Raw genomic sequence first — 25,988 nt, 5'->3', positions numbered from 1 at the left:
ACTGATGGCGGGGGCAGCGGCGCTGGCCGCCGCCCCCGCCTTCGCCGCCGCGCCCGGCTTCGTCAGCAAGCGCCCGCCGGTCGCCGAACGGCGCTTCGTGTCCAAGGCGGTCGAGGCGGAGATCACCCGTATCTCCAAACTGATCGCCGATCCCGAACTCCGCTGGATGTTCGGCAATTGCTATCCCAACACGCTCGACACCACGGTGCTGTCGCTGGGCGAGGTGAACGGCAAGCTGGATGCCTTCGTCATCACCGGCGACATCCCCTGCCTGTGGCTGCGGGACTCGGCGGCGCAGTTGCGGCCTTACTTGCATCTGGTGAAGCGCGATCCGGCGCTAGGGCAGCTGTTTCGCGGTCTGATCGGGCGGCAGGCGCGGTCGATCCTGATCGATCCCTATGCCAACGCCTTCATGCAGGACCCGACCGCCAAGACCAACCTCAGCTGGGCGCTGCACGACGATACCGACATGAAGCCCGGCGTGGCCGAGCGGAAGTGGGAGATCGACTCGCTCTGCTACGCGATCCGGCTGGCGCATGACTATTGGCGTGAGACGGGCGACACGACGCCCTTCGACGCCGAGTGGAAAGCCTCCGCACGGGCCATCGTGAAGACCTTCCGCGAGCAGCAGCGCAAGGAAGGCCCCGGCCCCTATCGCTTCCGCCGCTCCGCGCCCGAGCCGACCGAGACGCTCTATCGCGGCACCGGCCTGCCGACGCGTCCCAACGGCATGATCCATTCTGGCTTCCGCCCCTCGGACGATGCCTGTCTCTACGGCCAGTTCGTGCCCGCCAATCTGTTCGCGATGACTACGTTGCGCGAACTCGCCGCACTGTCGAATGCGGTCGGTGAGCCCGCCCTGGCGCAGGACGCGACCGCGCTGGCCGCCGAGGTGGAGGCCGCGCTCAAGCAGTTCGGCACGATGACCCTGCCCAGCGGCAAACGCGTCTGGGCCTATGAGGTCGATGGCTATGGCAATACCGTCTTCATGGACGACGCCAATGTGCCGTCGCTATCGGGTCTCGCCTATCTTCGCTGCGTCGACGCAGCCGATCCGCTGTGGCAGCGGACGCTTGCGGCCTGCTGGAGCAAGGACAATCCCTGGTATTTCGAGGGCAAGGCGCTGACCGGTATCGGCGGCCCGCACACCGGCCCGGGCCAGGTCTGGCCGATGTCGATCATCACCCGCGCCCTGACCTCGACCGACCCTGCGCTGCTGCGCAACAGCCTGTCGATGATCCGTGGATCGCACGGGCATACGGGCTTCATTCACGAAGGGGTCGATATTGACGATCCCACCAAGTTCACACGCGACTGGTTCGCCTGGGCCAATGGCCTGTTCGGCGAGCTGATCGTCCATGTCTCGGCCACCCGGCCGGAAATATTGCGGGAGACGTTCGCATGATCCTCAGCCGCCGCTCGCTCCTCGCCGGGACCGCGCTCGCCAGCCTGCCGCTCGGGGGCGTCAGCGCCGCCGTGCCGATGACGGTCGCGCGACCCAATCTGTTCGTCGGCACTGGCGGTGACGGCCATACCTATCCGGGCGCGGTGATGCCCTTCGGCATGGTGCAGCTCAGCCCCGATACCGATGTCGAGCGCTGGGACACCTGTTCGGGCTATCATCATGGCGACGGCTCGATCATGGGGTTCAGCCACACGCATCTGTCGGGCACCGGCATCGGCGACATGCTGGACGTACTGGTCGTGCCCACCCGCGGCGCGCTGAAGCTGGTCGCGGGGCCGCTCGCCAATCCCGATGCAGGCTATCGCCAGCGTTACTCGGACGAGCAGGCCGAGCCTGGCTATTACCGGGTGAAGCTGGAGTCGGGCGTGCTCGCCGAACTGACGGTGACCGAGCGGACCGGCTGGCACCGCTACACCTACCCCAAGGGGCCGGGTCATGTGCTGATCGACTTGTCGCATCTGGTGCTGGACAAGACCGATGAGAAGCCGCTTATCACCGATGCCGAACTGACCGTCGAGCCCGACGGCACCATCACCGGCACCCGCCGCGTGTTCCGCTGGGCCAAGGGGCGGCGCATCTTCTTCGCGATGCAGCTGTCGAAGAAGCCTGCCCGCATCCAGCTTTACGGCGACAATGACGCGCCTGCGAACGGCACCGCCGTCAAGGGCAACCGGCTGAAGGCCGCTCTGTTCTTCGACGAACTGGGCGATGCGCCACTGCTGATCCGCTGCGGCATCTCGGCGGTCGATGTCGCGGGGGCGAAGGCGAACCTGGCGGCCGAGGCGAAGCACTGGGACTTCGACCGCACCCGCCGTGCCGCGATGACCCGCTGGGCCGAGACGCTCGGCGGCGTCCGGGTCGACGGCGGGACGCCGGACCAGCAGGCGATCATGGCCTCGGCCAATTACCACACGCTGGTCGCGCCGACGCTCTTCTCGGACGTGAATGGCCGCTATGTCGGGCTGGACGGTCAGGTGCACACCGCCCCCGCCGGGCAGTTCGCCTACAGTACCTTCTCCACCTGGGACACGTACCGCGCGCTCCACCCCTGGCTGATCCTGACCCAGCCGGCCCAGGCCAAAAAGCTGGTCGACGACATCATCCGCCAGACCCAGCAAAGCGCCTACGGCCCGCCGGTCTGGACGCTGCAGGGCAAGGAGACGGGTGTGATGATCGGCTGGCACGGCACGCCGATCATGGCCGAGGCGATGGTGAAGGGCATTCCCGCCGATTACGCCGCCGCCTGGCCCGGCATCGCCAAGCGCAGCTTCGACTTCTCCGCGCCCGACATGGACAACAGCAAGGGCCGCGACCTGTACGACGCCAAGGGCTATGTCCCAGCCGACAAATGGTTCGAGAGCGTCAGTCGGACCCAGGAATATGCCTATGACGACTGGGCGGCGTCGCACATCGCGCGTCGCGTCGGCAAAACCACCGAGGCCGACCGCCTGCGCAAGCGCTCGGGCAACTGGCGCAACGTCATCGATCCCTCGATCGGTTTCGCCCGCCCCCGCTTCGACGACGGCAGCTGGTGGAAGGATTACGACCCCGTCCAGCTCGGCCACATGCCCAAGCCCTGGTGGCGCGACTATACCGAGGCGAATGGCTGGCAGGCGACCTTCCTCAACCAGCATGACGTGTACGGCCTGATCCGCCACATGGGCGGCGACGCGAAGTTCGAGGCGAAGCTGGACGCGCTGTTCTCCGCGCCGTCGACGCTCCCGAAGAACGCGCCGCCGGACATTTCCGGGCTGGTCGGCCAGTATGCGCATGGCAACGAGCCGGACCAGCATGCCGCCTATCTCTACGCCTATGTCGGCGCGCCCTGGAAGACCCAGCGCATGGTCCGTCGCCTGCTGACCGAGATGTACAAGAACGCGCCCGACGGCATCATCGGCAATGACGATTGCGGCCAGATGAGCGCGTGGTTCCTGTTCTCCGCGCTCGGCTTCTATCCGGTCGATCCGGTCAGCGGCGCCTATGTCTTCGGCGGCCCGCTCTTCGACCGGGCGCAGGTGACGGTCGGCGGCAACGGGACGCTGGTCGTCGAGGCGAAGGGCAATGGGCCCGACACGCCCTATATCCAGTCGGTGACGTGGAACGGTCGCCCCTGGACGAAGAGCTGGATCGACCATGCCACCCTGTCCAAGGGCGGCACCCTGTCCTTCACCATGGGGGAGCAGCCCAATCCCGCCTTCGGCCGCGATCCCAAGGACCGGCCACCCTCCTTCGACCACCAGCCCGCCTGATCCCTCCCGGAGCCGAATTGACGATGACCGATTTCTCCCGCCGCGCCGTCCTCGCCTCCGGGCTGGTCGCTTCCGCCGCGCCCGCCTTCGCGCAAAAGGGGGCGGGTGCGCCCGCGCCTTATGGCGCGGTCCCCTCGGCGCGGCAGTGGCGCTGGCACCAGCGCGAGCAATACGCCTTCATCCACTTCGCGATGAACACCTTCACCGACAAGGAATGGGGCTATGGCGACGAAGACCCCAAGATGTTCAACCCCAGCGACTTCAGCGCGGACCAGATCGTCGGGGCGGCCAAGGCCGGCAATCTGAAGGGCATCATCCTTACCGCCAAGCATCATGACGGCTTCTGCCTGTGGCCGACCAAGCTGACCGAGCATTGCATCCGCAACTCGCCGTACAAGAACGGCCAGGGCGACATCGTCCGCGAAATGTCGGACGCGTGCAAGCGCGCAGGCCTCGCCTTCGGCATCTATCTCTCGCCCTGGGACCGCAACCATCCCGAATATGGCCGGCCCGCCTATGTCGACTATTTCCGCAAGCAGGTCGTCGAGCTCTGCACCGGCTATGGCGAGCTGTTCGAATTCTGGTTCGACGGCGCCAATGGCGGCGACGGCTATTATGGCGGCGCGCGCGAGACGCGGCAGATCGACGCGCCCAAATATTACAACTGGCCCTCGATCATCGCGCTGGTCCATCAGCATCAGCCGATGGCCTGTACCTTCGATCCGCTGGGTGCCGACATCCGCTGGGTCGGCAATGAGGACGGCATCGCGGGCGATCCGTGCTGGCCGACCATGCCGAACCATCCGTACGTCCAGTCGGAGGGCAATTCGGGCGTGCGCGGCGGTGCGCTCTGGTGGCCCGCCGAGACCAACACTTCGATCCGGCCCGGCTGGTTCTATCATGCGGATGAGGACTCCAAGGTGCGCAGCCCCGAGAATCTCGTCGGCTATTTCGACACCTCGGTCGCGCGCGGCACCAACATGAACCTGAACCTGCCGCCTGACCGGCGCGGGCGCATCCCCGATCAGGACGTGAAGATCCTGAAGAGCTTCGGCGACGCGATCCGCGCCAGCTTCGCGACCGATCTGGCAAAGGGCACGGTGGCGAGCGCCAGCCATGTGCGCGGCAAGGGCTATGAGGCCGCCAAGGTGCTGGACGGCCAGCGCGACACCTATTGGTCCGCGCCGGACGGCGTCACCACGCCCAGCCTGACGCTGGACCTGCCGCCGGGTCGCCGTTTCGACTTGATCCGCATCCGCGAATATCTGCCGCTGGGCGTGCGCGTCACGCGCTTCGCGGTCGATGTCGAAGTGAACGGCAAATGGCAGCAGCTCGCCGAGCATGAGTGCATCAGCGCGCAGCGGATCATCCGCCTGCCCCAGCCGATCACGGCGCGCCGTGTCCGCCTGCGCATCGTCGACGCGCCGGTCTGTCCGGCGATCAGCGAGGTGTCGCTGTTCCAGAGCGTCGCACCGGTCCCCGTCCCCGCCATCGTGTCGAGCGACCCGACCGTGCTGGCGACGACCGACTGGACGATCGTCGCGGCAACCGCGCCGGGCGCCGAAAAGCTGCTCGACAATGATGCCAAGACCATCTGGGTCCAACCTGCGCCGGTCGCGGGCAAGCCGGCCAGCGTCACGGTCGACATGGGCCAGGTCCGCGATGTCGCGGGCTTCAGCCTGACGCCTTCGCGCCAGGTCATGATCGACGCCGCACCGCCACGCGGCTACGTCGCGGAGACCAGCGTCGACGGCAAGAGCTGGACCCCGGCGGGTTCGGGTGAGTTCTCGAACATCGCCTATGCCCTGTCGACCCAGCGCCTGCCCTTCACCAGCGTCCGGCCGGTCCGCTATCTCCGTCTGACCTTCGCCGAAATGTCCAAGCCCGCCGCGAAGCTGGCGATCGCCGGGATCGGCGGCTTTACCAGGCGCTGACCCGATCCCACCCCGCCGCCGTTAATTTTGCATGGCGGCGGGGTGGTATTTGCCTCTTGTGCGTTGCAACATGGCATGACGCACAGGAGGATGACATGACCGACCGTCACGATCCGAACGCGACGAAGCCGGAAGGTGCCGAGCGTCCCCGCGTCGCCCTCGCGCTGCAAGGCGGTGGCGCGCACGGGGCCTATGGCTGGGGCGTCGTCGAACGCCTGCTCGAAGAGGACATCGAAATAGTCGGCGTCAGCGGCGCCAGCGCCGGGGCCATCAACGGGGCGGCCGTGGTTTCGGGCTATGTGGCGCATGGTCGCGAGGGCGCGGTGGCCGCACTCGAGCGACTGTGGCGCAACGTCGCCGACGCCTCGCCGCTCGCCCCGCTCGACGTCGGTGCCCTGGGCGGCCCGTTTTTCGAGCCGCTGCTGCGCCGCTCGCTCGACATCGCCAAGATGTCCAGCCGCTATGTCGCGCCCTTCCTGCCCGGCGTCCGCGATATGAGCGCGCTGCGCCGCGCGGTCGGGGGCAGCGTCGATCTCGACCTGCTCGCACGCCAGACCACCCTGCCCTTCTACGTCGCCGCCACGCATATCGCCTCTGGCTCCGCGCGGCTGTTCACCGGCGAGGCGGTGACGCTCGACGCGCTGATGGCCTCGGCCTGCCTGCCCGATCTATTCGCGGCGGTGGAGATCGATGACGAGCAATATTGGGACGGGGGCTTCACCGCCAACCCGGCGCTGGAGCCGCTGCTGGCCAATGCGATCGGCGCGACCGACATGATCATCGTCCAGATCACGCCCTTCACCGTCGAGGATGTCGGCGATTCGGTCGGCGAGGTGATGCGCCGGGTCAGCGACATCAGCTTCAACGCCTGTCTCCGCCGCGATCTGCGCGCGCTGTCGGAAGTTCAGGACATCGCGCGCGCCGACGCCTCGCGCGATCCACGCATGCAGGCGATCGCGCGGGTCAACCTGCACCTGATGTCGCCGCCCGACGCGCTTGCCGGTCCCTCGGGCACCAGCAAGGTCGATACGCGCTGGTCGGTGCTGGAGGATTTGCGTGCCATGGGTCGGACGCAGGCGGAGACGTGGCTGACCGAGCATCGCGATTTTCTGGGGCGCGATTCCTCCTTCGAGGGGCTGCCTGAGGATCGGCGGCCATAAGGCCCTGCGCACTTCCGGCGGAACGCTATGCCATGGCGACGGTTCAGGCACCCTTGATCCCAGGGCAGGAGCTGACACCATGGCCAGATTTTCCGACACGATCGTCGTCATCACCGGGGCGGCGTCGGGGATCGGCGAAGGTGCCGCGCGACGCTTCGCCGAGGAAGGCGCGACCTTGGTCCTGGGCGACACCGATGCCGAAGGGCTGAACAGGCTGGCCCACGACTTGGCGCCCGCCACGGTGGCGACGCGGGAAACCGATGTGTCCGACATGGCGGACTGCGAAGCGCTGGTGGCGCTCGCCATTGAGCGGTTCGGGCGGATCGACGTGCTGGTCAGCAATGCCGGGATCGATCATCTCGGAAAACTGGACGAAGGTGACGTCTCGGCCTTCGCCAAGGTGATCGAGACCGATCTCTACGGCGTCGTCCATATGGCGCGCGCCGCCATCGCGCATCTGCGCGTCTCACGGGGCTGCATCATCAACATGTCCTCGGTGTCCGGGCTGGGCGGCGACTGGAACCACAGCTTCTATTGCGCGGCCAAAGGCGCGGTGACGAACTTTACCCGCGCGCTGGCGCTGGACGAAGCGGCGCATGGCGTGCGCGTCAATGCGGTGAACCCATCGCTGACCTACACCGCGCTGACCGCCGGCATGAAGGAACAGCCCGAGCTGATCGCCAAGTTCGAGGAGCGCATCCCCATGGGCCGTGGCGCGCAGCCCGAGGATATCGCCGGCGCGATCGCCTTTCTGGCGAGCGACGACGCACGCTTCATCACCGGCGTCAACCTGACGGTGGATGGCGGCCTGAGTGCATCGAACGGGCAACCGCCGCTCCACTGAAATATAGATGCAGATCAAGATTGATCGGAGCCATCGAAGCGCGGCCCCTATCCCGTATCAATCTCTTATGTGATTGGGAGCCAAATAATAAATCCGACGTTGTCGCTCCATAACGAAAGGGGCGAGATTGTTCATTCTGCATCTGGCGCTTGGCGGCTGCCTGAAATCGCCTCCCGTCCATTATGGCATTACGGCCGATACGGGCGGACATATCGCCTATATTCTGGATGCAGCCGCCGCACAGGCCGAGAATATCGATACCGATCAAGTCTCGATCGTCACGCGCCTGTTTGAGGGCGAAGGCCTGGCGGCCGAACATGGTCTCGTCTCGGAACGCCTGCGTCCGGCCCTGACCATCGATCGCATCGCCACCGACGACCGCCGCTATCTGGAGAAGGATGCGCTGGCCGAGGACATGCCGGCCTTTGTCGAGGCATTCTGCGCGCACATCGCCCGACTGCCGCGACGCCCCGACGTGATCCACGCCCATTTCTCGGATGCCGCCGCCGTCGCGGCCGAAGCGCGCCGCCGCTTCGCCATCCCCTTCGTCTACACCCCGCACGCGCTGGGCATCGACAAGCGCACCCAGCAGGGCTCCTGCCCCGCGCTCGATGCGCGGATCGCGGCGGAGGAGCGCGCCATCGCGCAGGCCGATGCCATCATCGTGTCGACGCGTGACGAGGCCGAGCGACAGGTCCATGCCTATCGCACGGCCACCTCGGCGCGCATCCATTGCATCGCCCCCGGCGTGCCCAGCCGCGATGGCGGCACCGCCGCCGCGCCGACGCTCGCCGATCGCGTCGACCAATGGTTCACCGATCCGGCCAAGCCCATCGTGCTCGCCATCGCCCGACCGGTCGCCAAGAAGAACCTGATCGGCCTCGCCCGCGCCTATGCCGCGTCGCCCGACATGCAGGCGGCGGCCAATCTGGTCATTCTCGCCGGCCAGCATGACGGCCCCGGATCGCCCGAGGAACGCCACGTCCTGGGCGAACTGCAAGACATGGCGGCGCAACCCGCAATGCAGGGGCGCTTCGCTTTGCCGCCGACGCATGACGGGCGCGATGTCGCTGCGCTGTATGACCGGGCGGCGCGGGGCGGCGTCTTCGTCAACCCGGCCTTGCACGAGCCGTTCGGCCTGACCCTGATCGAAGCGGCTGCGGCGGGCGTGCCGGTCGTCGCGACGCAGGCGGGCGGCCCGGCGGAGATCGTCGCGGCGCTGTGCCACGGCCTGCTGATCGATCCACGCGACGACGCGGCCATCGCCGATGCCTGTCTGTCGATCCTGACCGATGCCGACCGCCACGCACGGATGAGCGCATCGGGTCGCCGCGGCGTGACGCGCTATGACTGGGGTCGCTACGCGGCGGAGTCGATCGCGCTCTATGCCCGCCTGCCGCGTGCGCCCTCGCTCCTCGCCAGCGACATCGACCATACGTTGACCGGCTGTCCGGTCGGGGCGCAGGGTTTCGCCCAGTGGCGGCGCGCCAGCAGCCTGCCCTTCGTCGTCGCGACCGGCCGCTCCTTCGCGATGGCGCGGATGATCCTGACGCAATGGGGGCTGCCCGAACCCGATGCCTTTATCACCGATGTCGGCACGCGGATCATGCTGAAGGGCCAGCGCGGCTGGCACGAATGCCCAGTCTATGCCGCGCGGCTGAACGAGGGATGGGATCGCAAGGCGGTGGCGACCGCGCTCAAGCCGCTGCGCCTGCGTCCCCAGCCGCGCGACACCGCCGGTCCGCACAAGCTGAGCTTCTTCGGCACCGCCGCCGATGCGGAACGCGTTCGGACCGTGCTCGCCGAGCAGCAACTGGCGGCGAAGGTCGTCTTCTCGCACGGCAAGCTGATCGACGTGCTCGCACCGCTCGGTGGCAAGGCGGCGGCGGTGGCGGCCTATGCCCGGCGGCTCGATCTGCCGCTCGGCGCGTGCATCGCGGCGGGCGACAGCGGCAACGATGTCGACATGCTGGAGGCGTGCGGCCATGCCATCGTGGTCGGCAATGCCAGCGGCGAGCTGGACGGGCTGTCGCCGCGCGAGGGGCTGATGCGCGTCGCGGGCCATCATGCGCACGGCGTCATGGAGGGATTGGAGCGGCTGGGCCTGACGGCACCGGCGCTCGCCCAGGCCAGCGCGGCATGATCCGCCCCTTCGGCTATTTCGTCCATCATCAGGGGCGCGGCCATGCCGAACGCTGCGCCGCGATCCTGAACGCGCTGCCGCCCGAGCGGCCGGTGACGATCTTCTGCGCGCGCGACGACATATTTCCGCCGCTCCCCAAGAGCGCGACGATCGTGACCATCCCCTCGCTGTTCGAGCCGACCGGCGGCGAGGCCGGGACGATGGATGCGGTGCCGACCCCCGACACGCTGCATTGCGCGCCGCTCGGCTGGCCGGGCATCCGCCATGCCATGGCGGTGATCGCCCAATGGTTCGACACCGCCGACCCCGCGTTGATGATCTGCGACGTGTCCGCCGAGATCGCGCAACTGTCGCGCATCTGCTCGGTCCCGCACGTCAAGGTGCTGCAGCATGGCGACCGCCACGATCCCGGCCACCGTGCCGCCTATGACGGCGCCGCCGGCCTGCTGGCGGCGTTCGACGAGGCGCTCGCCCAGCCCGAATGGGACACGGGCATGCGTGCCAAGACCTGTTTCGCCGGCGGGCTGGGCGTCGATACCCGCGTGCCCGAGCGCGAACTGGCGCGACAGCGGATCGGCGTCGGCGCGGACGAGGAACTGATTCTCGTCATGTCGGGCGGCGGCGGTGGCGGCTTCGCGCAGGCGCCGCTCGGCGTCGGCGCCCGCAGCCGGCCGGGTGCACGCTGGATCACCATCGGCCCGGTACAGCGCGACTGGCATGCGACCGAGCCCGGCAATATCGAGCATCGCGGCTGGGTCGATAACCCGGCGGACCATGTCGCCGCCGCCGACCTCGTCATCGCCTCGACCGGCAACACGACGTGCCAGCAAATCCTGGCCGCCGCGCGCCCCTGGCTCGCCATTCCCGAATGGCGCTATTTCGACGAGCAGCACCGCAAGGCCGAAGCGCTGGCCGCCGCCGGCGTCGCCTGTGTCCGCCCGCATCTGCCCTCCTCGGCGCAGGCCTGGACCGCCGCGCTCGCCGAGACGCGCGCGGGTCATCGCCCGGCGGCGCAGCGGGCGATGATCGCCGATGCGCCCGCGCAGCGCGCCGCCGACTGGCTGGAGGCGCTCGCCACCCGATTGTGGCCGGTCGCGATCGACCTGTCCATGCCCTCACCCGATCCCAGCGGAGTCGTTTCATGATCTCGGTCGTCACGCTTGCCGGGGGCCGCCCCGACCACCTCCGCAACGTCGTCCTCGGCCTGGCCCGCCAGACCGTCCTGCCCGCCGAGCTGATCGTCGCGGTGATCCAGGACACGACCTATGACCTGCCGAATGCCCCCTTCCCCATCCGGCAGATGATGATCGACGGCCCCCGCCTGCCGCTGGCGACCGCACGCAACACGGCGGCGCGCGCGGCGATCGGCGACAAGCTGATCTTCCTCGACATGGACTGCATCCCGACGCCCGGGCTGCTGGCCGATTACGACCGTTATCTCGACGAGATGGACGGGTTGCTGATGGGCGAGGTGATGTACCTGCCCGGTGGCGCGACCCAGGGGGACTGGTCGACCGACCGGTTCGCCGACATCGCGGTGCGCCATTCGGACCGGCGCGGCCCGCCACCGGCGGGGATCGAGGTGTGCGAGGATTATCGCTGCTTTTGGTCGCTCAACTTCGCGATGCGGCGCGACACCTTCCTGGGCACCGGCGGGTTCGACGAACGCTATGCCGGCTATGGCGGCGAGGACACCGATTTCGGCAAGGTCGTGGACAAGGCCGGCATTCCGATCGCCTGGATCAAGGGGGGCCTTGCCTATCACCAATATCACCCGCACCACATGCCGCCGGTCCATCATCTGGAAAGCGTGGTCCGCAACGCCGAGGCGTTCGAGGCCAAATGGGGCTATCGCACCATGGGCCACTGGCTGCACGCCTTTCGCCTGATGGGCCTGATCGACGACACGCCCGGCCGCCCGATCCGCATCCTGCGCGCGCCCAATGAGGAGGACCTGACCCTGACGGGCCAGCAGAGCCACCAGCCCTATGCCAATACCGCCAGCGTCATCCGCCTGCTGGAGGAGCGCGCGGCCGCCGGCCGGGCCGCCGCATGAGGATCGCGCTCCTCGCCCATGTCCGCCAGCCGATCCGGCAACCCTTTCTGGGCGGCATGGAGGCGCATGGCTGGTATCTGGCCGAGGGGCTGATGGCGCGCGGGCATGAGGTGGTGCTGTTCGCCAGCGGCGACAGCGACCCGCGCTTTACCATCGATCCGGTGCTGCCCACCCATTATGAGGCGGTATTCCCCTGGGCCGAGCATCGCGGCAAGCCCGAACTGATCGCGCATGTCGATGCCGGCTATGCCGCCGCCTGCGACCGGATCGCGCGCGGGGGTTTCGATGTCGTCCACAATAACAGCCTCCACCGCTTTCCGCTGGAGCAGCGGCGCACGGCGGTGACGCCGACCGTCACCTCGCTGCACGTACCGCCCTATGACGCGCTCCACCATTTCGTGACGGTCAGCCCGTCCCCCAGCCATCATTTGACCGTCACCTCGCAAAGCCAGTTGCGCGCCTGGTGGCCCGATGGCGCGCCGCCCGAGGTGTCGGTCCTGCACAACGCGATCGATCCCGCCGCCTGGCCCTTCGTCGCGAACGGCAATGGCGAGGCGGTATGGTGCGGGCGGATCACCCCCAACAAGGGCACGCATCTGGCGATCGACGCCGCGCGCCGGTCCGGCGTGGCGCTGACGCTGTTCGGTGCGGTCGAGGACCCGGATTACTGGGCGGCCGAGATTGCGCCCCGCCTGGGCGACGGTGTCCGCTATGGCGGGCATCTGGACGGGGCGGCGCTCGCTGCCGAGTTGGGCCGCGCCTCGGTCTTCCTGTTCACCCCCTGCTGGGACGAGCCCTTCGGTCTGGTCGCGATCGAGGCGATGGCGTGCGGCCTGCCCGTCGCCGCCTTCGACCAAGGAGCCGCGCGCGAGGTGGTCGGTGAGGCCGGGGTGATCGCACCCGCCGGAGACGTCACCGCGCTTGCCGCTGCCATTCAAGACAGCCTGGCCATCCACCGGGCGGTGCCGCGCCGCCGGGTGGAAGCGCATTTCGCGCGCGACCTATGGCTCGACCGATGCGAGGCGCTTTACGCCGGCGTCACCGCCGCCCGGCCGGGTGCCATCGCGGCGTGAACGATCCCGTCATCGCCGCCCAGCGTGCGGCCCTGATCGATCTCTATCGCCGCCATGCGCCGCCGCCGGGCACGCCCTATGCACTGGTCGATTTCCCGGACCACCCCAATGTCGGCGACAGCGCTATCTGGCTGGGCGAGATCGCGCTGCTCCGGGAGGTCGGTGCGGGCGATCCGGCCTATGTCTGCCGCTGGGACGATTTCGACGAGGAGGCCTTTCGCGCCGCCTGTCCCGAGGGGCCGATCCTGATCCATGGCGGCGGCAATCTGGGCGACATCTGGCCGCATCACCAGCATTTCCGCGAGGCGTTGCTGACCCGCTTTCCCGACCGGCGGATCGTGCAGCTGCCCCAGTCGATCCGCTTCCGCGATCCCGCCAACCGCGATCGCTTTGCCGCCACCGTCGCGCGGCATCCGGACTTCCACCTGTGCCTCCGCGATGACGCCAGCCTGGCCGAGGCGCGGGCGCATTTCGCTTGTCCCAGCGAACTCGCCCCCGACTCCGCCTTCGGGCTCGGAGCCCTCGCCCGGCCGGTCAAACCCGATTGCGACGTGCTGATGCTGCTGCGCTCCGACGCGGAGCGGGCCGCACGCGATGATGACGGCTTGCGCGCGCTTCGCGGTGCCGTCGCGCTCGACTGGCTGGAGGAGGAACCGGTCACGGGGACCGACCCGACCGAACGCGCCCGCCAGCGTGTGGAGCGCGGGCTGCGCCTGTTGTCGCGCGGGGATAGGATCGTGACCGATCGGCTCCACGGCCATATCCTGGCGCTGCTGCTCGGCATCCGCCACGTCATCCTCGACAATGATTATGGCAAGGTCGCCGCCTATCATGCCGCCTGGACCGCCGGCTCGCCGCTGGTCCGTCAGGCCGCTACGGCGGAGGAGGCCTTGGCCGGGCTGATGGCATGATCGACATCAGCCTGCTGATCTGCACCCGCAATCGCCGCGCCAGCCTGTCCGCCACGCTGGCCTCGATCGCGGCGGCGGCGGGTGGTCAGCGGCTGGAGGTGATCGTCGTCGACAATGGCTCGACCGACGACAGCGCCGCGCCGGTCCGGGCATGGGCAGCGGATCAGTCCTTCACCGTCCGCCTGCTCGCCGAGCCGCGCCCCGGCCTGGCCCGCGCGCGCAACGTCGCATTGGCGGCGGCGCGGGGGCGGATCATCGCGATGACCGACGATGACTGCGTCCTCCATCCCGACTATTTCGCGCAACTGGCCCGCGCCTTCGCCGAACAGCCGGCCCCCGTCATCATCGGTGGCCGTATCCTCTTGGGTGATCCGGCCGATCTGCCGGTGACCGTCAAGCTGGAGGATCACCCGATGATCGCCCCGGCAAGCGGCTTTCCCGGCGGCTTCGTGATGGGCGCCAACCTGGCCTTCACCGCCGATGTCCGCGACCGCGTGGGTCTGTTCGACGAGCGCTTCGGCGCGGGCGCGCCGTTTCGCGCGGCCGAGGATACCGATTACCTGTTCCGCGCGCTCGGCCACGGCATTCCGGTCCGCTACGACCCGCATTTCGTCGTCGATCATCACCATGGCCGCCGCCGCGCCGAAGAGGTCGTCGCGCTGCTCGCCGGCTATGGCTATGGCGATGGTGCACTCTATGCCAAGCATCTGCTGACCGACCGGCGCATCTCCTGTGCGATAGGGCGCGACCTGGCGCATCTGCGCGAACGGATCGTCGGTCCGGTGCCTGCCATCCGCCATTTCCACGCCTTTCGCCTGCGCCACGTCCTGGCGGGACTGGTCGGCTATGGCCGCGCGGCGATCCGGCATCGGGTGGCACTTCGCCGCTGAGCGAATACGGCACGGTCGCGGTTGTTTTCGCCGACCCAGCCTCCCATTTGCGGCGACGAACCCCGATGGAGCTATCCGCCGATGAGTGACGACGCCTATACCCCGCCCGCCATCTGGACCTGGGACAAGGAAAGCGGCGGTCGCTTCGCCGCAATCAACCGCCCCATCGCCGGCCCGACGCATGACAAGGACCTGCCGGTCGGCCAGCATCCCTTCCAGCTCTATTCGATGGGCACGCCCAATGGCGTGAAGGTCACCATCCTGTTCGAGGAACTGCTCGCCGCCGGCCATGCGGGCGCGGAATATGACGCCTGGCTGATCCGCATCAACGAAGGCGATCAGTTCGGCAGCGGCTTCGTCGCGGTCAACCCCAATTCCAAGATCCCCGCGCTTGTCGACCGGCGCGGCGACCAGCCGATCTCCATCTTCGAATCGGGCGCGATCATGGTCCATCTGGCGGAGAGCTTCGGCGCGTTCCTGCCGACCGAGCCCGCCGCCCGCGCACATGTCCTGTCCTGGCTGTTCTGGCAGATGGGCAGTGCGCCTTTCCTGGGCGGCGGCTTCGGCCATTTCTACGCCTATGCGCCGGTGAAGATCGAATATGCGATCAACCGCTATGCCATGGAGGCCAAGCGCCAGCTCGACGTGCTCGACCGGCAACTGGCGCAGCACCGCTATGTCGCGGGCGACGAATACAGCATCGCCGACATGGCGATCTGGTCGTGGTACGGGCAGCTGGTGCTGGGCGATCTCTACAACGCCGCCGAGTTCCTGCAGGTGAACGACTATACCCATGTCCGCCGCTGGGCCGAGGAACTGGCGGCGCGGCCGGCGGTCAAGCGCGGGCGGATGGTCAACCGCACGATCGGCGACCCCGCCGAACAACTGCTCGAACGCCATGACGCCAGCGACTTCGACGAGCGCACGCAGGACAAGCTCGCCACTGACGCCTGACCCATGAGCGCTTCGCGGCGGGATCGCCCGCCATCCGCCGCGAAGCGCTTGATCGGCGCAACGTATCGCGCTTTTACACTGCCCTCATGTCGCGCGTTCTTCCCCGCCTGCCCCGCCCCCTCCTCGCGCTCGGGCTGACCGGGCTGGGGCTGTGCGCCACGCCGTTCGTCACGGCCGACCCCGCGCCGTTCGACCTGCCTGGCCCCACGCTTCGCATCACCGTCACGCGCGGCGAGCGGACGCTGCCCATCGCCGAGGTGCCCAATCTGGCGGCGGGCGACCGGCTGACCGTCGATGCCGACCTGCCCAAGGATCAGCGCGCGCATTATCTGCTGTTCTCCGCCTTTCTGAGCGGTGCGACCAATCCGCCGCCCAAGAACTGGGTCCAGTCGGCCGAGACGTGGAAGGACAAGGACAAGGATCGCCGCCTGACCCTGACCGTGCCCAAGGGGGCGCGACAGATGGCGCTGTTCCTGGTGCCCGAGACGGGCGGCGCGTCGGGCACCATCGTCGATGCGGTCCGCGACCGCCCGGGCGAGTTCGTCCGCGCGGTGCAGGACCTGAACCAGGCCTCGCTCGACCGGTCGCGGCTCAACGCCTTCGTCGCGGCGATCCGCGCGCAGGAAAACAGCCACCCCGAATTCCTGCGCACCATCGCGCCGGCCCTGGCGGGCAGCCTGGCGATCAAGATGAACCCGGACTGCCTGGCGCGGGTAATCGAGTTGCAGGCGGCCTGTCTCCTCGAAAATCGCGACGCGCTGGTCCTTGCCGACATCCATAGCAGTTCGATGACCGACACCCTGATCGGCGCGCCGACCGATCTGGCGCTGCAGCTCAGCTATACGCGCGAGGCGGGGCTGGGCTATTACAGTCCCTATATCGGCGTCATCCGCGACATCGCGCGCGTGTTCGGCGCGTTCGGCAATCCGCAGTTCGGCTATCTGCCGACACTCGCCACGCGCGACGGCGACAGGCTGTCGTTGCTGCTCAACGCCGCGCCGTCCTTCGCCAAGCCCAAATCGGTGCTGGTCGCCGCCATGCCTGCGATCGATGCGGGCAGCCCACCGCGCCTGCGCGCCGCCACCGACCAGCCGCTGTGCGGGGCGAAGCCGGGCCTCGTCCTGCCGGTCGAGGGTGCGCCGCTGATCTATTCCACCGCCTTCGCGCGCGACATGGCGGTGACGCTGACCCAGGCGAACGGTCAGCGGATCGAGGTGCCGGTGCGCGCCCGCGCCGATCGCGGTGGCTATATCCTGGCCGAGCCGCTGCCCGCCGGTCTGTCGGGCAAGGCGACCGCCAAGCTGCACGGCCAATGGGGCTTCGAGTCGTTCGAAGGGCCGGGCTTCGCGCTGCAATTCCCAAGCGACGGCGAGTGGCGCGCCGGCGACACCGACCAGAGCCTGGTGGTCGGGCGCGACAATGTGGTCGAGCTGACCGGTCCGGCCGCCGCCTGCGTCACCGGCGTGACGATGCGCGCCGGCAATGGCGCGGCGCAGGGCGTGGCTTTTACCCCGCGCGGGGCCGATGCGATCGCCGTCACCCTGCCGATGAAGGGCAGCCGCGCCGGACCGGTCACGCTGGAGGTGCAGCAGATGGGCCGCGACACGCCCCGCACCGTGACCTTGCGCGCCTATTCGCCCGCGAGCCGGGTCGACAGCGTGGCGCTGGCGCGCGGCGACCGGTTCGTGACGCTGACCGGCCAGCGGCTGGACGAGATCGCCGGGGTCGACATGGGCGGCGTGGCCCTGTCCCCCGGCACGGTGACGCGCGAGGGCGACAGCGACCGCCTGATCGCCACGGCGGCGGGCGACCGCACGCCCGAGGGCACGACCGCCCGGATCAAGCTGAACGATGGGCGGACGCTGACCGTCCCGGTGACGAGCGCCCCGCCGCGCCCCGCCGCGATGCTGGTCAGCCGGACGCTGACCATGCCCGACAGTCCCAAGGGGCTGGCGCTGGCGACGCGCGACGAGACGGTCCTGCCCGACAATGCCCGGCTGACCTTCGCCATCCATGCCGGTGAGGGACAGTCGCTGACCCCCGCCGACGCGGTCGAGGTGACGACGGCGGATGGCGGCACGTCGGTGGTTCTGGAGGGCGGGCGCGACGTCCGGCTCTCCTCGCCCGAGATCGCGGTGGCGACGCTCGATCCGGCACGGCTGGGGCCGGCGGCGGCGGGGCCGCTGCGCTTCCGGCTGGTGCGCGGGGCGATCAAGGGCGATTGGGTGCCGCTCGCCACGCTGGTGCGCCTGCCCAGGATCGAGGCGGTGCGGTGCGACGCCGGCCAGTGCCGGATGGAGGGACGCGACCTTTTCCTGATCGACCGGGTCGCGGCCAGCGCTGACATGGCGGGCGCGGTCACGGTGCCAGCGGGCTATACCGCCGCGCGCCTCGCGGTGCCCGCCCCCAATGCCGGGTCGCTCTATGTGACGTTGCGCGATGCCCCGGCCGTGCCCTTCACGCTGGCGACAGGGCAATAACCAGGGCGGGAAAGACGGCTGGTCCTGGAAGAAGTGCGCCCACCCCTCCCCTTCAGGGGAGGGGTGGGGGGTGGGGCGTGTCCTCAAGCGCGGCGTTCGTGGAGAGGCCCCACCCCACCCCCTCCCCTGAAGGGGAGGGGCTTATAATAATGCGAGGCATCGTTATCGAAACCTGAGGCATCACGCCGTCTCGGCACCCCGTTGCTCCAGCGCATCGCGCAGCGCGCGCACCTCGTCGCGCAGCGCCTGGAGATCGTCGATCGCCATGCCCGAGCGCGCGATGATCTCCTCGCCTAGGCAGCCGCAGCGATCGCGCAGGTCTAGCCCCGCCGGGGTCAGCGTCACGCGCACCTGTCGCTCGTCCTGCGCATCGCGCTCGCGGGTCACGAAGCCACCCGCCTCCAGCCGCTTGATCAGCGGCGTCACCGTGCTCGATTCCAGCCCCAGCCGCTGCGCGATGGCGCCGATCGTGCGACCATCCTCTTCCCACAGGACATGCAGCGCCAGATATTGCGGATAGGTCAGGCCGAGCTGGTCGAGCATCGGCTTATAGGTCCGCTGGACCGCCATATTGGCCGCGTAAAGCGCAAAGCAAAGCTGGTCGTCGAGCGGCCATGGTGCCGACATTCGGCCTTCTCCCGGAAAATCGTCGAAATTTCATATCGCGATAAAAGAAGGACTGGACAAGACCAAGTCGCCATGTACATATATATCGCGATAAAGATTATCGGAGACACGGTGTGACGATCGATGTGAAGTACCAGACCCAGGCCCGCGCGACCGGTGGCCGTGACGGCCATGCCCGGACCCAGGACGGCACGCTCGACGTCGCGCTCTCCACGCCCAAGGAGCTGGGCGGCGCGGGCGGTGAAGGCACCAATCCGGAACAGCTGTTCGCTGCAGGCTATTCGGCCTGTTTCATCGGCGCGCTGAAGGTCGCCGGCCAGCAGTTGAAGCTGAAGGTCCCCGCCGATGTCGCGGTGTCGGCCAAGGTCGGTATCGGACCCCGCGCGGCGGGTGGCTTCGGCATCACCACCGACCTGACCGTCGAGCTGCCGGGCCTGGACCGCGCCGACGCCGAAAAGCTGGTGGAAGCGGCGCATCAGATCTGCCCCTATTCCAATGCCACGCGCGGCAATGTCGATGTCGGCCTGACCATCGCCTGATCGCGCTCACGAACTCCCGTCCCTGCCGGCGCGATCGATTCTTCCCTAAGATCGCGCCGGTTTTTTTTTGCGTCCGGTCGGGGTGACCCTACAGCCCCTCGCCGCCCACCCACTGCGCATGGGCGAGCCGCCGGGCCAGTTCCCAATTCTGCTGCCGAAGGTCGGGCACCGCCACGACTTCCCACAGGCCGCCGCGCGTCATCGGGCCGATGCAATAGAGCCGGTCGTCGATGCAACCGTCCGCCGTCACGACATGGCTCTGCGCATCGACCTCCAGACCGATGCGAAGGGTATCGGGGCGGATCATGCCCGCCGCCAGCAATTGCCGGATCAGCGGCTCGCGTGAACGCAGCAGGTCACCCTGCGGCCCCGTGCAATTGACGATCCGCGCGACGCGCAGCGTCTCGACCCCGTCCTGCCCGCGCGGCCGCCAGTCGGCGATCGCCCCCGCACCGTCCGGCGCGACCCCAACCAGCTTGCCGCCCGCGATCGTCAGCCGCCCGCGCGCCATGAGGCCGTCGACCGCCTCAGCGATGGCGGGGGCCAGCCGGTGGCGGTGGACGTCCCAATAGGGGCGCAGATGGCGCAGGAACCGCGCCCGCGTCGCCGCATCGGCCGCACCCCACATCATCTGAGTCACCGGGCGCAGGCTGTCGACAGCGCCGCGCCAGCCCTGCTCGCCCGCGACGCAGCGGACATGACGGACCAGCGCCGACAGGCTCGCCGCCGGCCGCTCGCGCAAGGGCTGGACCGGCGGGCTGTCGGCATGCCGCCGGGGGGCGAGGCCCCGCCGCGACAGCGCCAGCGTCCGCCCGCCAAAGCCATTGGCATCGAGCAGCAGCGCGGCATCGATCGCGGTCAGCCCACTGCCGACGAGCAGCACCTGATCGTCGTCGCACAGCCCCTCGGCAATGTCGCCCGCCCAGGGGTCCTCGCGATAGCAGCCCTCGGCCAGCACCGATGGATCGATCCCCGGCGGGGTGTGCGGCGGCAGATTGCCCAGCGCCAGCACCGCCGCATCGGCGGTCATCTCACGCCCCTCGGCCAGGGTCAGCCGAAAGCCGGCGCCATCGCGGGTCAGCGCACAGACCTCGCCCTGCGCCAGCGCCAGCCGCGTCGGATCGGCGGCGATCGTCTCCATCAGCAGATCGCGCAGATAGTCGCCGTACACCCGGCGCGGCACGAAGGTCCTGGCGTCCCCGGCCCCGCGCGCCTGCAACCAGCGGACGAAATGACCGGGATCGTCGCGCAACGCGCTCATATTGCCGGCACGGACGTTCAACAGATGTTCGGCATGCGCCGCGCTATAGGCGACGCCCCGCGCCAATTGCCCCGCATGCCGCTCGATCAGCGTCGCGCGCGGGCCGCCATGGCGGACGAGGTTGATGGCCAGCAGCGTACCGGCAAAGCCGCCGCCGATGATCGCCACATGGTCGATACCCGAAGTCATGATCCCGCCACATCCTTCACGCTGTCGATCCGCTTTCCTCTACGCCACCGACGCGCATCCGCCACCCGAGAAATCGGTATACGATCCCCTGATGCTGCATTACGCTGTCCTTTTTGACGAAGGATCGAGCGGATCATGCGGGGATATTGGCGGGTTTCCGGCTTGGCCTTGGCGCTGACCACGACCGCATGGGTCGTGCCCGTGACGGCGCAGACCGCCCGCCCCGCCCCGCTATCGGTCGAGGGGATTTTCGGGCCCAAGGCGGTCCGCACAGAGTCCGTGCGCGCCAGCCGCTGGAGCCCCGACGGCGAGAGCTATCTGGCGATCGAGGACAATCCCAAGGCCGGGCAGGACATCGTCCGCTATCGTATCGCCGATGGCCGGCGCGAGGTGGTGGTCGCCGCCGCCGACCTGACGCCCAAGGGCGCCGCCGCGCCGCTGGGCATCGATGGCTATGAATGGTCGCCCGATCACCGCTGGCTGCTGATCCGCACCAATGGCAAGAGCTTCCGGCGGACCAACGCCATGGCCGACTACTGGCTGTTCGACGGCACCAGCAAGAGCCTGCGCCAGATCGGCGGCGGCGCGGCGCCCTCGACGCTCTTCTATGCCAGCTTCTCCCCCGACAGCGGCCGCATCGCCTATGTCCGCGCCAACAACCTCTATGTCGAACCGGTCGCGGGCGGCGCGCCGGTCGCGCTGACGCGGGACGGCGACGACTTCATCGTCAACGGCCTGGCCGACTGGGTCTATGAAGAGGAATTCTCGCTCCACCGCGCGTTCGAGTGGAGTCCGGACTCGAAGCGCATTGCCTTTTTCCGCTTCGACACCCGCGGCGTCGGCACCTTCGACATGGTGAAGAACACCGGCGGCCAATATTCGCAGATCATACCGCTGCAATATCCCAAGGCCGGCACGACCAATTCGGCGGTGACGGTCGGCACCGTCGACGTCGCCGACGGCGCCACGCGCTGGTTCAAGCTGGAGGGCGATCCGCGCCAGAATTACGTACCGCAGATGAGCTGGGCCGGCGGATCGAACGCCGTCTTCCTCCAGCAGTCCAACCGCTTGCAGAACACCTACAAGGTCCTGCTCGGCGATCCCGCGACCGGCGCGGTCAAGCCGGTCATGGTCGAGAAGGACGCCGCCTGGGTCGAGGCCAATAACGCGCCCGAATGGCTGGAGGGCGGACACCGCTTCACCTGGCTGTCGGAGCGCGACGGCTGGCGGCACCTCTACACCATCGACCGGGCGAGCGGGCGCGCGACCTTACGCACGCCGGGCCGGTTCGATGTGGTCGAGCTGCTCAATGTCGATGAGAAGGCCGGCTATGCCTGGTTCATCGCCTCGCCCGACAATCCGACCCAACGCTACCTCTATCGCACCACCCTGTCAGGTACGCCCAAGGTCGAGCGGCTGACGCCTGCGAACCAGCCGGGCACGCACAGCTATGACATCGCACCCGGCGAGCATTGGGCGCTGCACACCGTGTCGCGCTTCGACGCCCCGCCGGTGACCGACATGCTCGACCTGACGCGCCAGCAGCCGCTGCGCACGCTGGCCGCCAATGCACCGCTCACCAAGGTGGTCAAGGACACCGGTCTCGCGCCGACCGAGTTCTTCCGCGTCGACATCGGGGGCGGTACGCAGCTCGACGGCTGGCTGATCAAGCCGGCCGGCTTCGACCCCGCCAAGCGCTACCCCATCCTCTACTTCGTCTATGGCGAACCCTGGGGCCAGACGGTCGCGGATCGATGGGCGGGATCGCAAGGACTTTGGCACCGGATGCTGGCGCAAAAGGGCTATTTGGTCGCCAGCATCGATCCGCGCGGCACCGCCACCCCGCGCGGGCGCGACTGGCGCAAGAGCATCTATCGCCAGGTCGGTATCCAGGCCTCCGCCGACTATGCCGCGGCGGTCCGCAAGATGCTGAGCACCCGCCCCTATATCGATCCCGACCGGATCGGCATCTGGGGCTGGAGCGGCGGCGGCGCGATGACCCAGAACGCGCTGTTCCGCTATCCCGATCTCTACAAGACGGGAATCGCGGTGGCGGGGCCGACGGACATGACGCTCTACGACACCGTCTACCAGGAACGCTATATGGGCCTGCCGCCGGACAATGCGGAAGGCTATAAGAACGGCTCGCCCATCACCTTCGCCGACCGGCTGAAGGGCAATCTGCTGCTGATCCACGGCACGCTGGACGACAATGTTCATTACCAGAACCAGGATCAGCTGGTGGATCGCCTGATCCACTTCAACAAGCCGTTTACGATGATGGCCTATCCCGACCGCAGCCACGGCATCTATGAGGGGGAGAATACCAGCATCCACCTGTATTCGCTGATGACCCGCTATCTGGAGACGAACCTGCCGCCCGGCGGGCGGTGATCGACGGTAACCCGGTGAAGGCCCTCGCGCGGGGCCAGCATCGCGGGTTCCTTGATATCCCAGACCAGCCCTAAACGCCGCAGGGTGATTAAGACCCACCAGCCGGGATCATGCTGTCCCGGCTCGATGCCCAAGCGCGCCGAGTCCGGCCAAGCGTGGTGATTGCCATGCCACGCCTCGCCAAATGTGACCAGCGCGGCGGCGGGCAGATCATGGCCCTGCACCGCGACATCCTCGATCCGCCAGCCCTGGGGGCCGCGACGATGGGTGATGTGACCGACCAGCCAATGGCCGGTTACACCTACCGCCACCCGTACCGGCACGCCCCAGATCAGCCAAGGCAGCCCGCCGATCCACAGGAACAACAGCGCCCAGGGCAGTTGCTGCGCCATCCAGCTTCGCTCGAGCAGCGCCAATAGGGGGTCGGTGCGCAGCCGGGCCTCGGGCGCGAAACGCGGCGGGTGCGCCAGTTCCAGCCGACAATGCATCTGCCACCATGCGTCGCGAAGCAGCGACGCGCGGTGTGCATGCAGATCGTGGCAGGCAACCTGTCGCTGCGCCCAATCACGCATGTCGTGCAGTCGCACCATGCCGAGCGGCCCCGCCATGCCGACCAGCGTGCCCAGATAGACGAGCAGCCTTTCCAGCCAAGGCGAAGTCGCAAAGCTGCGGTGAATCAGCAGGCGGTGAAGCCCGATCGAATGTCCCAGGCACAAGGTGACCACCGATGTCGTCATCCATAGCAGCATGGCCCCAGGCGTGACGTAGATCGGTGCAAGGATCAGCGCCGATCCGGTCATGCCGATCATCCAAAGCGATCGCCCCGGAGACCATTGCACATGCCCGTCACAGGCGTCGCTATCAGCCGAGGCGATCATGCGAGCGGTCGAACGACACGTCATTTTGCGCCCCTTCCTTATTTAGCTATATTCCTAAATATTTTAGATGGTTTGTCAATGCTTAGGTAATTCCCTAAATGCATCGCCATGCAACGCGTGTTCGAGGCGCTGGCCAACCCGGCCCGTCGCCGTATCCTCGCCTATCTGGCCCATGCCGAACTCAGCGCTGGCGACATCGCCTCGCGGTTCGAAATGACCAAGCCATCCATCTCACAGCACCTGTCGGTGCTCGAAGCCGCCGGATTGGTGAGCAGCGAGAAGCGGGGCCAGTTCGTTTTCTATCGGCTCGTTCCCGAAAGCCTGACGAATACGCTTCATGGCTTCGTGCAGGAGGTCTGCCCCGTGGCGCGTCCGCTCAAGCGCGAAAGCGCCACCCTGGCACGGGATCAGGACAAGGACCCCTAACCTGTGCTGATTGCGGTATAATCATAAGCCACAGTCGTTTTTGCAATCGTTTGTTGCAAACCATCCCAGACCACGTCATGATGCTCCCCGACGCGGTAAACCGGCGCTAGATACGGTCCTTACCCCCGCGTGCGAGAGGACCCTGATGACCCCGTCCCATCCTGCCGCCGGCACCATGGCCTCGATGAAGCCGCGCCTGTCGCTGGTCCGTATCCTCGAGATGAATCTGGGCTTTCTCGGCCTGCAATTCAGCTTCGGGTTGCAGCAGGGCAATATGGCACCGATCTACAGCTATCTAGGCGCGTCGGAGGCGCAGATTCCGCTCTTGCAACTGGCGGGGCCGATGACGGGTCTGCTGATCCAGCCACTGATCGGCGCGATGAGCGATCGGACCGACAGCCGCTTCGGCCGGCGCACGCCCTATTTCCTGATCGGTGCGGTGCTGTGCGCGCTGGGGCTGTTCTTCATGCCACTCAGCTCGTCGATCCTGATGGCGGTTTCACTGCTGTGGATTCTCGACGCCGGCAACAACATCACCATGGAGCCGTACCGCGCCTATGTCTCCGACCGGTTGGACCAGAGCCAGCACAATGTCGGCTTCCTGACCCAGAGCGCCTTTACTGGGCTGGCGCAGATGCTCGCCTTTCTGACGCCGTCGCTGCTGGTCTGGGCGGGCATGAACCCCGACTGGGTCGACAGCCACCATATCCCCTATACCGCGCGCATCGTCTTCATGATCGGCGCGGTCCTGTCCTTCGTGACGATCGTCTGGTCGATCCGGCGCGTCCCCGAATTGCCGCTGACCGCTGACGAGCGCGCCCGCATCGCCGCTGCGCCCAAGGGTATCGGCGCGACGCTGGGCGAGATCGGCGATGCGATCCGCACCATGCCGACCGCGATGCGCAAGCTGGCGCTGATGAGCCTGTTCCAGTGGTATGCGATGATGGCCTATTGGAATTACGTCATCTACGCGATCGGGCGTTCGGTCTATGGCACCGCCGACGCCACCTCGTCGGGCTTCCACGCCGCCGTGCTGACCAATGGCGAGGTCGCGGCCTTCTATAACGGTGTGGCGTTCCTGGCGGCCTTTGCGATGGTGCCGCTGGCCAGGCGCTGGGGGGCCGCGCCGCTGCATGCGATCTGCCTGGTCATCACCGGCATCGGCATGATCGCGATGCCGCACATGACCAGCAAGGCGATGCTCTTCCTGCCCGCCATCGGCATCGGCCTGGGCTGGGCCAGCATGATGGGCAACCCTTACGTCATCCTCGCCGGGTCGATCCCGCCCGAGCGGACGGGCGTCTATATGGGCATCTTCAACATGATGATCGTCATCCCGATGCTGATCTTCGGCGTGACGCTGCCACTCTTCTATCAATCCTGGCTGGGCGGCGATCCGCGCAATGTGCTGATCCTGTGTGGGGTACTGATGCTGCTCGCCGCCGCCTCGGTGCTGTCCGTCCGCACGCGACAGCCCCGCGAAGCCCTGCGCCACGCCTGACCGGCTCTCCCCCT

At 67.9% G+C, this 25,988-nt stretch carries 20 protein-coding genes; 17 read left to right on the top strand and 3 right to left on the bottom strand.

Annotated features, from left to right (window positions below; genetic code table 11):
• Positions 1–4 precede the first annotated feature (4 nt).
• From ACQHGV_RS04775 to ACQHGV_RS04715, 13 genes are all read left to right on the top strand, one after another.
• Positions 5–1,405 carry a glycoside hydrolase family 125 protein gene (locus ACQHGV_RS04775; RefSeq protein WP_440980145.1) on the top strand — a complete coding sequence of 467 codons (1,401 nt, stop codon included), beginning with the start codon at positions 5–7 and terminating at the stop codon, positions 1,403–1,405.
• Complete coding sequence (locus ACQHGV_RS04770; protein WP_440979637.1) at positions 1,402–3,714, top strand: GH92 family glycosyl hydrolase; 2,313 nt, start codon at positions 1,402–1,404, stop codon at positions 3,712–3,714. The genes ACQHGV_RS04775 and ACQHGV_RS04770 overlap by 4 nt, the downstream gene beginning before the upstream one ends.
• A gap of 23 nt (positions 3,715–3,737) precedes the next feature.
• The gene (locus ACQHGV_RS04765; protein WP_440979636.1) at positions 3,738–5,648 is read left to right on the top strand and encodes an alpha-L-fucosidase; all 1,911 of its coding nucleotides are present in this window, start codon (positions 3,738–3,740) and stop codon (positions 5,646–5,648) included.
• A gap of 95 nt (positions 5,649–5,743) precedes the next feature.
• Entirely contained in the window at positions 5,744–6,808 is a 1,065-nt protein-coding gene (locus ACQHGV_RS04760) for a patatin-like phospholipase family protein (protein WP_440979635.1), read from the top strand.
• Positions 6,809–6,887: 79 nt separating this feature from the next.
• On the top strand, positions 6,888–7,652 hold the full coding sequence (locus tag ACQHGV_RS04755; RefSeq protein ID WP_440979634.1) for an SDR family NAD(P)-dependent oxidoreductase: 765 nt from the start codon (positions 6,888–6,890) through the stop codon (positions 7,650–7,652).
• 127 nt (positions 7,653–7,779) lie between these two features.
• On the top strand, positions 7,780–9,795 hold the full coding sequence (locus ACQHGV_RS04750) for an HAD-IIB family hydrolase (protein ID WP_440979633.1): 2,016 nt from the start codon (positions 7,780–7,782) through the stop codon (positions 9,793–9,795).
• Positions 9,792–10,940: a hypothetical protein gene (locus tag ACQHGV_RS04745; protein ID WP_440979632.1), complete on the top strand. Its 1,149-nt coding sequence runs from the start codon at positions 9,792–9,794 to the stop codon at positions 10,938–10,940. The genes ACQHGV_RS04750 and ACQHGV_RS04745 overlap by 4 nt, the downstream gene beginning before the upstream one ends.
• Positions 10,937–11,851 (top strand): galactosyltransferase-related protein, encoded by a 915-nt coding sequence (locus ACQHGV_RS04740; RefSeq protein ID WP_440979631.1) that lies wholly within the window; start codon positions 10,937–10,939, stop codon positions 11,849–11,851. Before ACQHGV_RS04745 ends, ACQHGV_RS04740 begins: the two co-directional genes overlap by 4 nt.
• Positions 11,848–12,924, top strand: a complete 1,077-nt coding sequence (locus ACQHGV_RS04735; RefSeq protein ID WP_440979630.1) for a glycosyltransferase — start codon at positions 11,848–11,850, stop codon at positions 12,922–12,924. The genes ACQHGV_RS04740 and ACQHGV_RS04735 overlap by 4 nt, the downstream gene beginning before the upstream one ends.
• Entirely contained in the window at positions 12,921–13,835 is a 915-nt protein-coding gene (locus ACQHGV_RS04730; RefSeq protein ID WP_440979629.1) for a polysaccharide pyruvyl transferase family protein, read from the top strand. The genes ACQHGV_RS04735 and ACQHGV_RS04730 overlap by 4 nt, the downstream gene beginning before the upstream one ends.
• Positions 13,832–14,725 carry a glycosyltransferase family 2 protein gene (locus ACQHGV_RS04725; protein ID WP_440979628.1) on the top strand — a complete coding sequence of 298 codons (894 nt, stop codon included), beginning with the start codon at positions 13,832–13,834 and terminating at the stop codon, positions 14,723–14,725. The genes ACQHGV_RS04730 and ACQHGV_RS04725 overlap by 4 nt, the downstream gene beginning before the upstream one ends.
• An 81-nt stretch (positions 14,726–14,806) precedes the next feature.
• Positions 14,807–15,679, top strand: coding sequence for a glutathione-dependent disulfide-bond oxidoreductase (yghU, locus tag ACQHGV_RS04720; protein WP_440979627.1), 873 nt, complete (start codon positions 14,807–14,809; stop codon positions 15,677–15,679).
• Positions 15,680–15,765: 86 nt separating this feature from the next.
• Positions 15,766–18,159, top strand: a complete 2,394-nt coding sequence (locus ACQHGV_RS04715; RefSeq protein WP_440979626.1) for a hypothetical protein — start codon at positions 15,766–15,768, stop codon at positions 18,157–18,159.
• Positions 18,160–18,339: 180 nt separating this feature from the next.
• On the opposite strand, the gene ACQHGV_RS04710 is transcribed toward ACQHGV_RS04715, so the two are convergent.
• A complete protein-coding gene (locus ACQHGV_RS04710) occupies positions 18,340–18,786 on the bottom strand; it encodes a MarR family winged helix-turn-helix transcriptional regulator (protein ID WP_183951442.1) in 447 nt (148 codons plus the stop codon).
• Between the two features lie 113 nt (positions 18,787–18,899).
• Here ACQHGV_RS04710 and ACQHGV_RS04705 point away from each other — a divergent pair, with 113 nt between their 5' ends.
• Positions 18,900–19,325, top strand: coding sequence for an organic hydroperoxide resistance protein (locus tag ACQHGV_RS04705; RefSeq protein WP_440979625.1), 426 nt, complete (start codon positions 18,900–18,902; stop codon positions 19,323–19,325).
• A gap of 88 nt (positions 19,326–19,413) precedes the next feature.
• Here ACQHGV_RS04705 and ACQHGV_RS04700 read toward each other — a convergent pair whose 3' ends face one another.
• On the bottom strand, positions 19,414–20,775 hold the full coding sequence (locus ACQHGV_RS04700) for an FAD/NAD(P)-binding protein (protein WP_440979624.1): 1,362 nt from the start codon (positions 20,773–20,775) through the stop codon (positions 19,414–19,416).
• Between the two features lie 135 nt (positions 20,776–20,910).
• Between ACQHGV_RS04700 and ACQHGV_RS04695 the strand changes: the two genes are divergently transcribed.
• The gene (locus tag ACQHGV_RS04695) at positions 20,911–23,169 is read left to right on the top strand and encodes a S9 family peptidase (RefSeq protein ID WP_440979623.1); all 2,259 of its coding nucleotides are present in this window, start codon (positions 20,911–20,913) and stop codon (positions 23,167–23,169) included.
• On the opposite strand, the gene ACQHGV_RS04690 is transcribed toward ACQHGV_RS04695, so the two are convergent.
• The gene (locus ACQHGV_RS04690) at positions 23,133–23,969 is read right to left on the bottom strand and encodes an acyl-CoA desaturase (protein ID WP_440979622.1); all 837 of its coding nucleotides are present in this window, start codon (positions 23,967–23,969) and stop codon (positions 23,133–23,135) included. The genes ACQHGV_RS04695 and ACQHGV_RS04690 overlap by 37 nt on opposite strands.
• Positions 23,970–24,155: 186 nt before the next feature.
• On the opposite strand from ACQHGV_RS04690, the gene ACQHGV_RS04685 reads away from it, so the two are divergent.
• Both ACQHGV_RS04685 and ACQHGV_RS04680 read left to right on the top strand, forming a co-directional pair.
• Positions 24,156–24,473: a metalloregulator ArsR/SmtB family transcription factor gene (locus ACQHGV_RS04685; protein WP_440979621.1), complete on the top strand. Its 318-nt coding sequence runs from the start codon at positions 24,156–24,158 to the stop codon at positions 24,471–24,473.
• 145 nt (positions 24,474–24,618) lie between these two features.
• Entirely contained in the window at positions 24,619–25,974 is a 1,356-nt protein-coding gene (locus tag ACQHGV_RS04680; RefSeq protein WP_440979620.1) for an MFS transporter, read from the top strand.
• The last annotated feature ends 14 nt before the right edge of the window (positions 25,975–25,988 follow it).

Source organism: Sphingomonas pseudosanguinis (genome assembly GCF_052056765.1).
Lineage (GTDB): Bacteria > Pseudomonadota > Alphaproteobacteria > Sphingomonadales > Sphingomonadaceae > Sphingomonas > Sphingomonas pseudosanguinis.
The sequence above is the reverse complement of the archived record's forward strand: the minus strand, read 5'-3'. Positions and strand labels throughout refer to the sequence as shown.

Bases quoted from the DNA above. Each gene is read 5' to 3' on its own strand.
- ACQHGV_RS04755 (WP_440979634.1), top strand. From the start codon at position 6,888: ATGGCCAGATTTTCCGACACGATCGTCGTCATCACCGGGGCGGCGTCG.
- ACQHGV_RS04740 (WP_440979631.1), top strand. From the start codon at position 10,937: ATGATCTCGGTCGTCACGCTTGCCGGGGGCCGCCCCGACCACCTCCGC.
- ACQHGV_RS04735 (WP_440979630.1), top strand. From the start codon at position 11,848: ATGAGGATCGCGCTCCTCGCCCATGTCCGCCAGCCGATCCGGCAACCC.
- ACQHGV_RS04775 (WP_440980145.1), top strand. From the start codon at position 5: ATGGCGGGGGCAGCGGCGCTGGCCGCCGCCCCCGCCTTCGCCGCCGCG.
- ACQHGV_RS04760 (WP_440979635.1), top strand. From the start codon at position 5,744: ATGACCGACCGTCACGATCCGAACGCGACGAAGCCGGAAGGTGCCGAG.
- ACQHGV_RS04770 (WP_440979637.1), top strand. From the start codon at position 1,402: ATGATCCTCAGCCGCCGCTCGCTCCTCGCCGGGACCGCGCTCGCCAGC.
- ACQHGV_RS04680 (WP_440979620.1), top strand. From the start codon at position 24,619: ATGACCCCGTCCCATCCTGCCGCCGGCACCATGGCCTCGATGAAGCCG.
- ACQHGV_RS04765 (WP_440979636.1), top strand. From the start codon at position 3,738: ATGACCGATTTCTCCCGCCGCGCCGTCCTCGCCTCCGGGCTGGTCGCT.
- ACQHGV_RS04695 (WP_440979623.1), top strand. From the start codon at position 20,911: ATGCGGGGATATTGGCGGGTTTCCGGCTTGGCCTTGGCGCTGACCACG.
- ACQHGV_RS04715 (WP_440979626.1), top strand. From the start codon at position 15,766: ATGTCGCGCGTTCTTCCCCGCCTGCCCCGCCCCCTCCTCGCGCTCGGG.
- yghU (WP_440979627.1), top strand. From the start codon at position 14,807: ATGAGTGACGACGCCTATACCCCGCCCGCCATCTGGACCTGGGACAAG.
- ACQHGV_RS04745 (WP_440979632.1), top strand. From the start codon at position 9,792: ATGATCCGCCCCTTCGGCTATTTCGTCCATCATCAGGGGCGCGGCCAT.
- ACQHGV_RS04685 (WP_440979621.1), top strand. From the start codon at position 24,156: ATGCAACGCGTGTTCGAGGCGCTGGCCAACCCGGCCCGTCGCCGTATC.
- ACQHGV_RS04725 (WP_440979628.1), top strand. From the start codon at position 13,832: ATGATCGACATCAGCCTGCTGATCTGCACCCGCAATCGCCGCGCCAGC.
- ACQHGV_RS04700 (WP_440979624.1), bottom strand. From the start codon at position 20,775: ATGACTTCGGGTATCGACCATGTGGCGATCATCGGCGGCGGCTTTGCC.
- ACQHGV_RS04690 (WP_440979622.1), bottom strand. From the start codon at position 23,969: ATGACCGGATCGGCGCTGATCCTTGCACCGATCTACGTCACGCCTGGG.
- ACQHGV_RS04710 (WP_183951442.1), bottom strand. From the start codon at position 18,786: ATGTCGGCACCATGGCCGCTCGACGACCAGCTTTGCTTTGCGCTTTAC.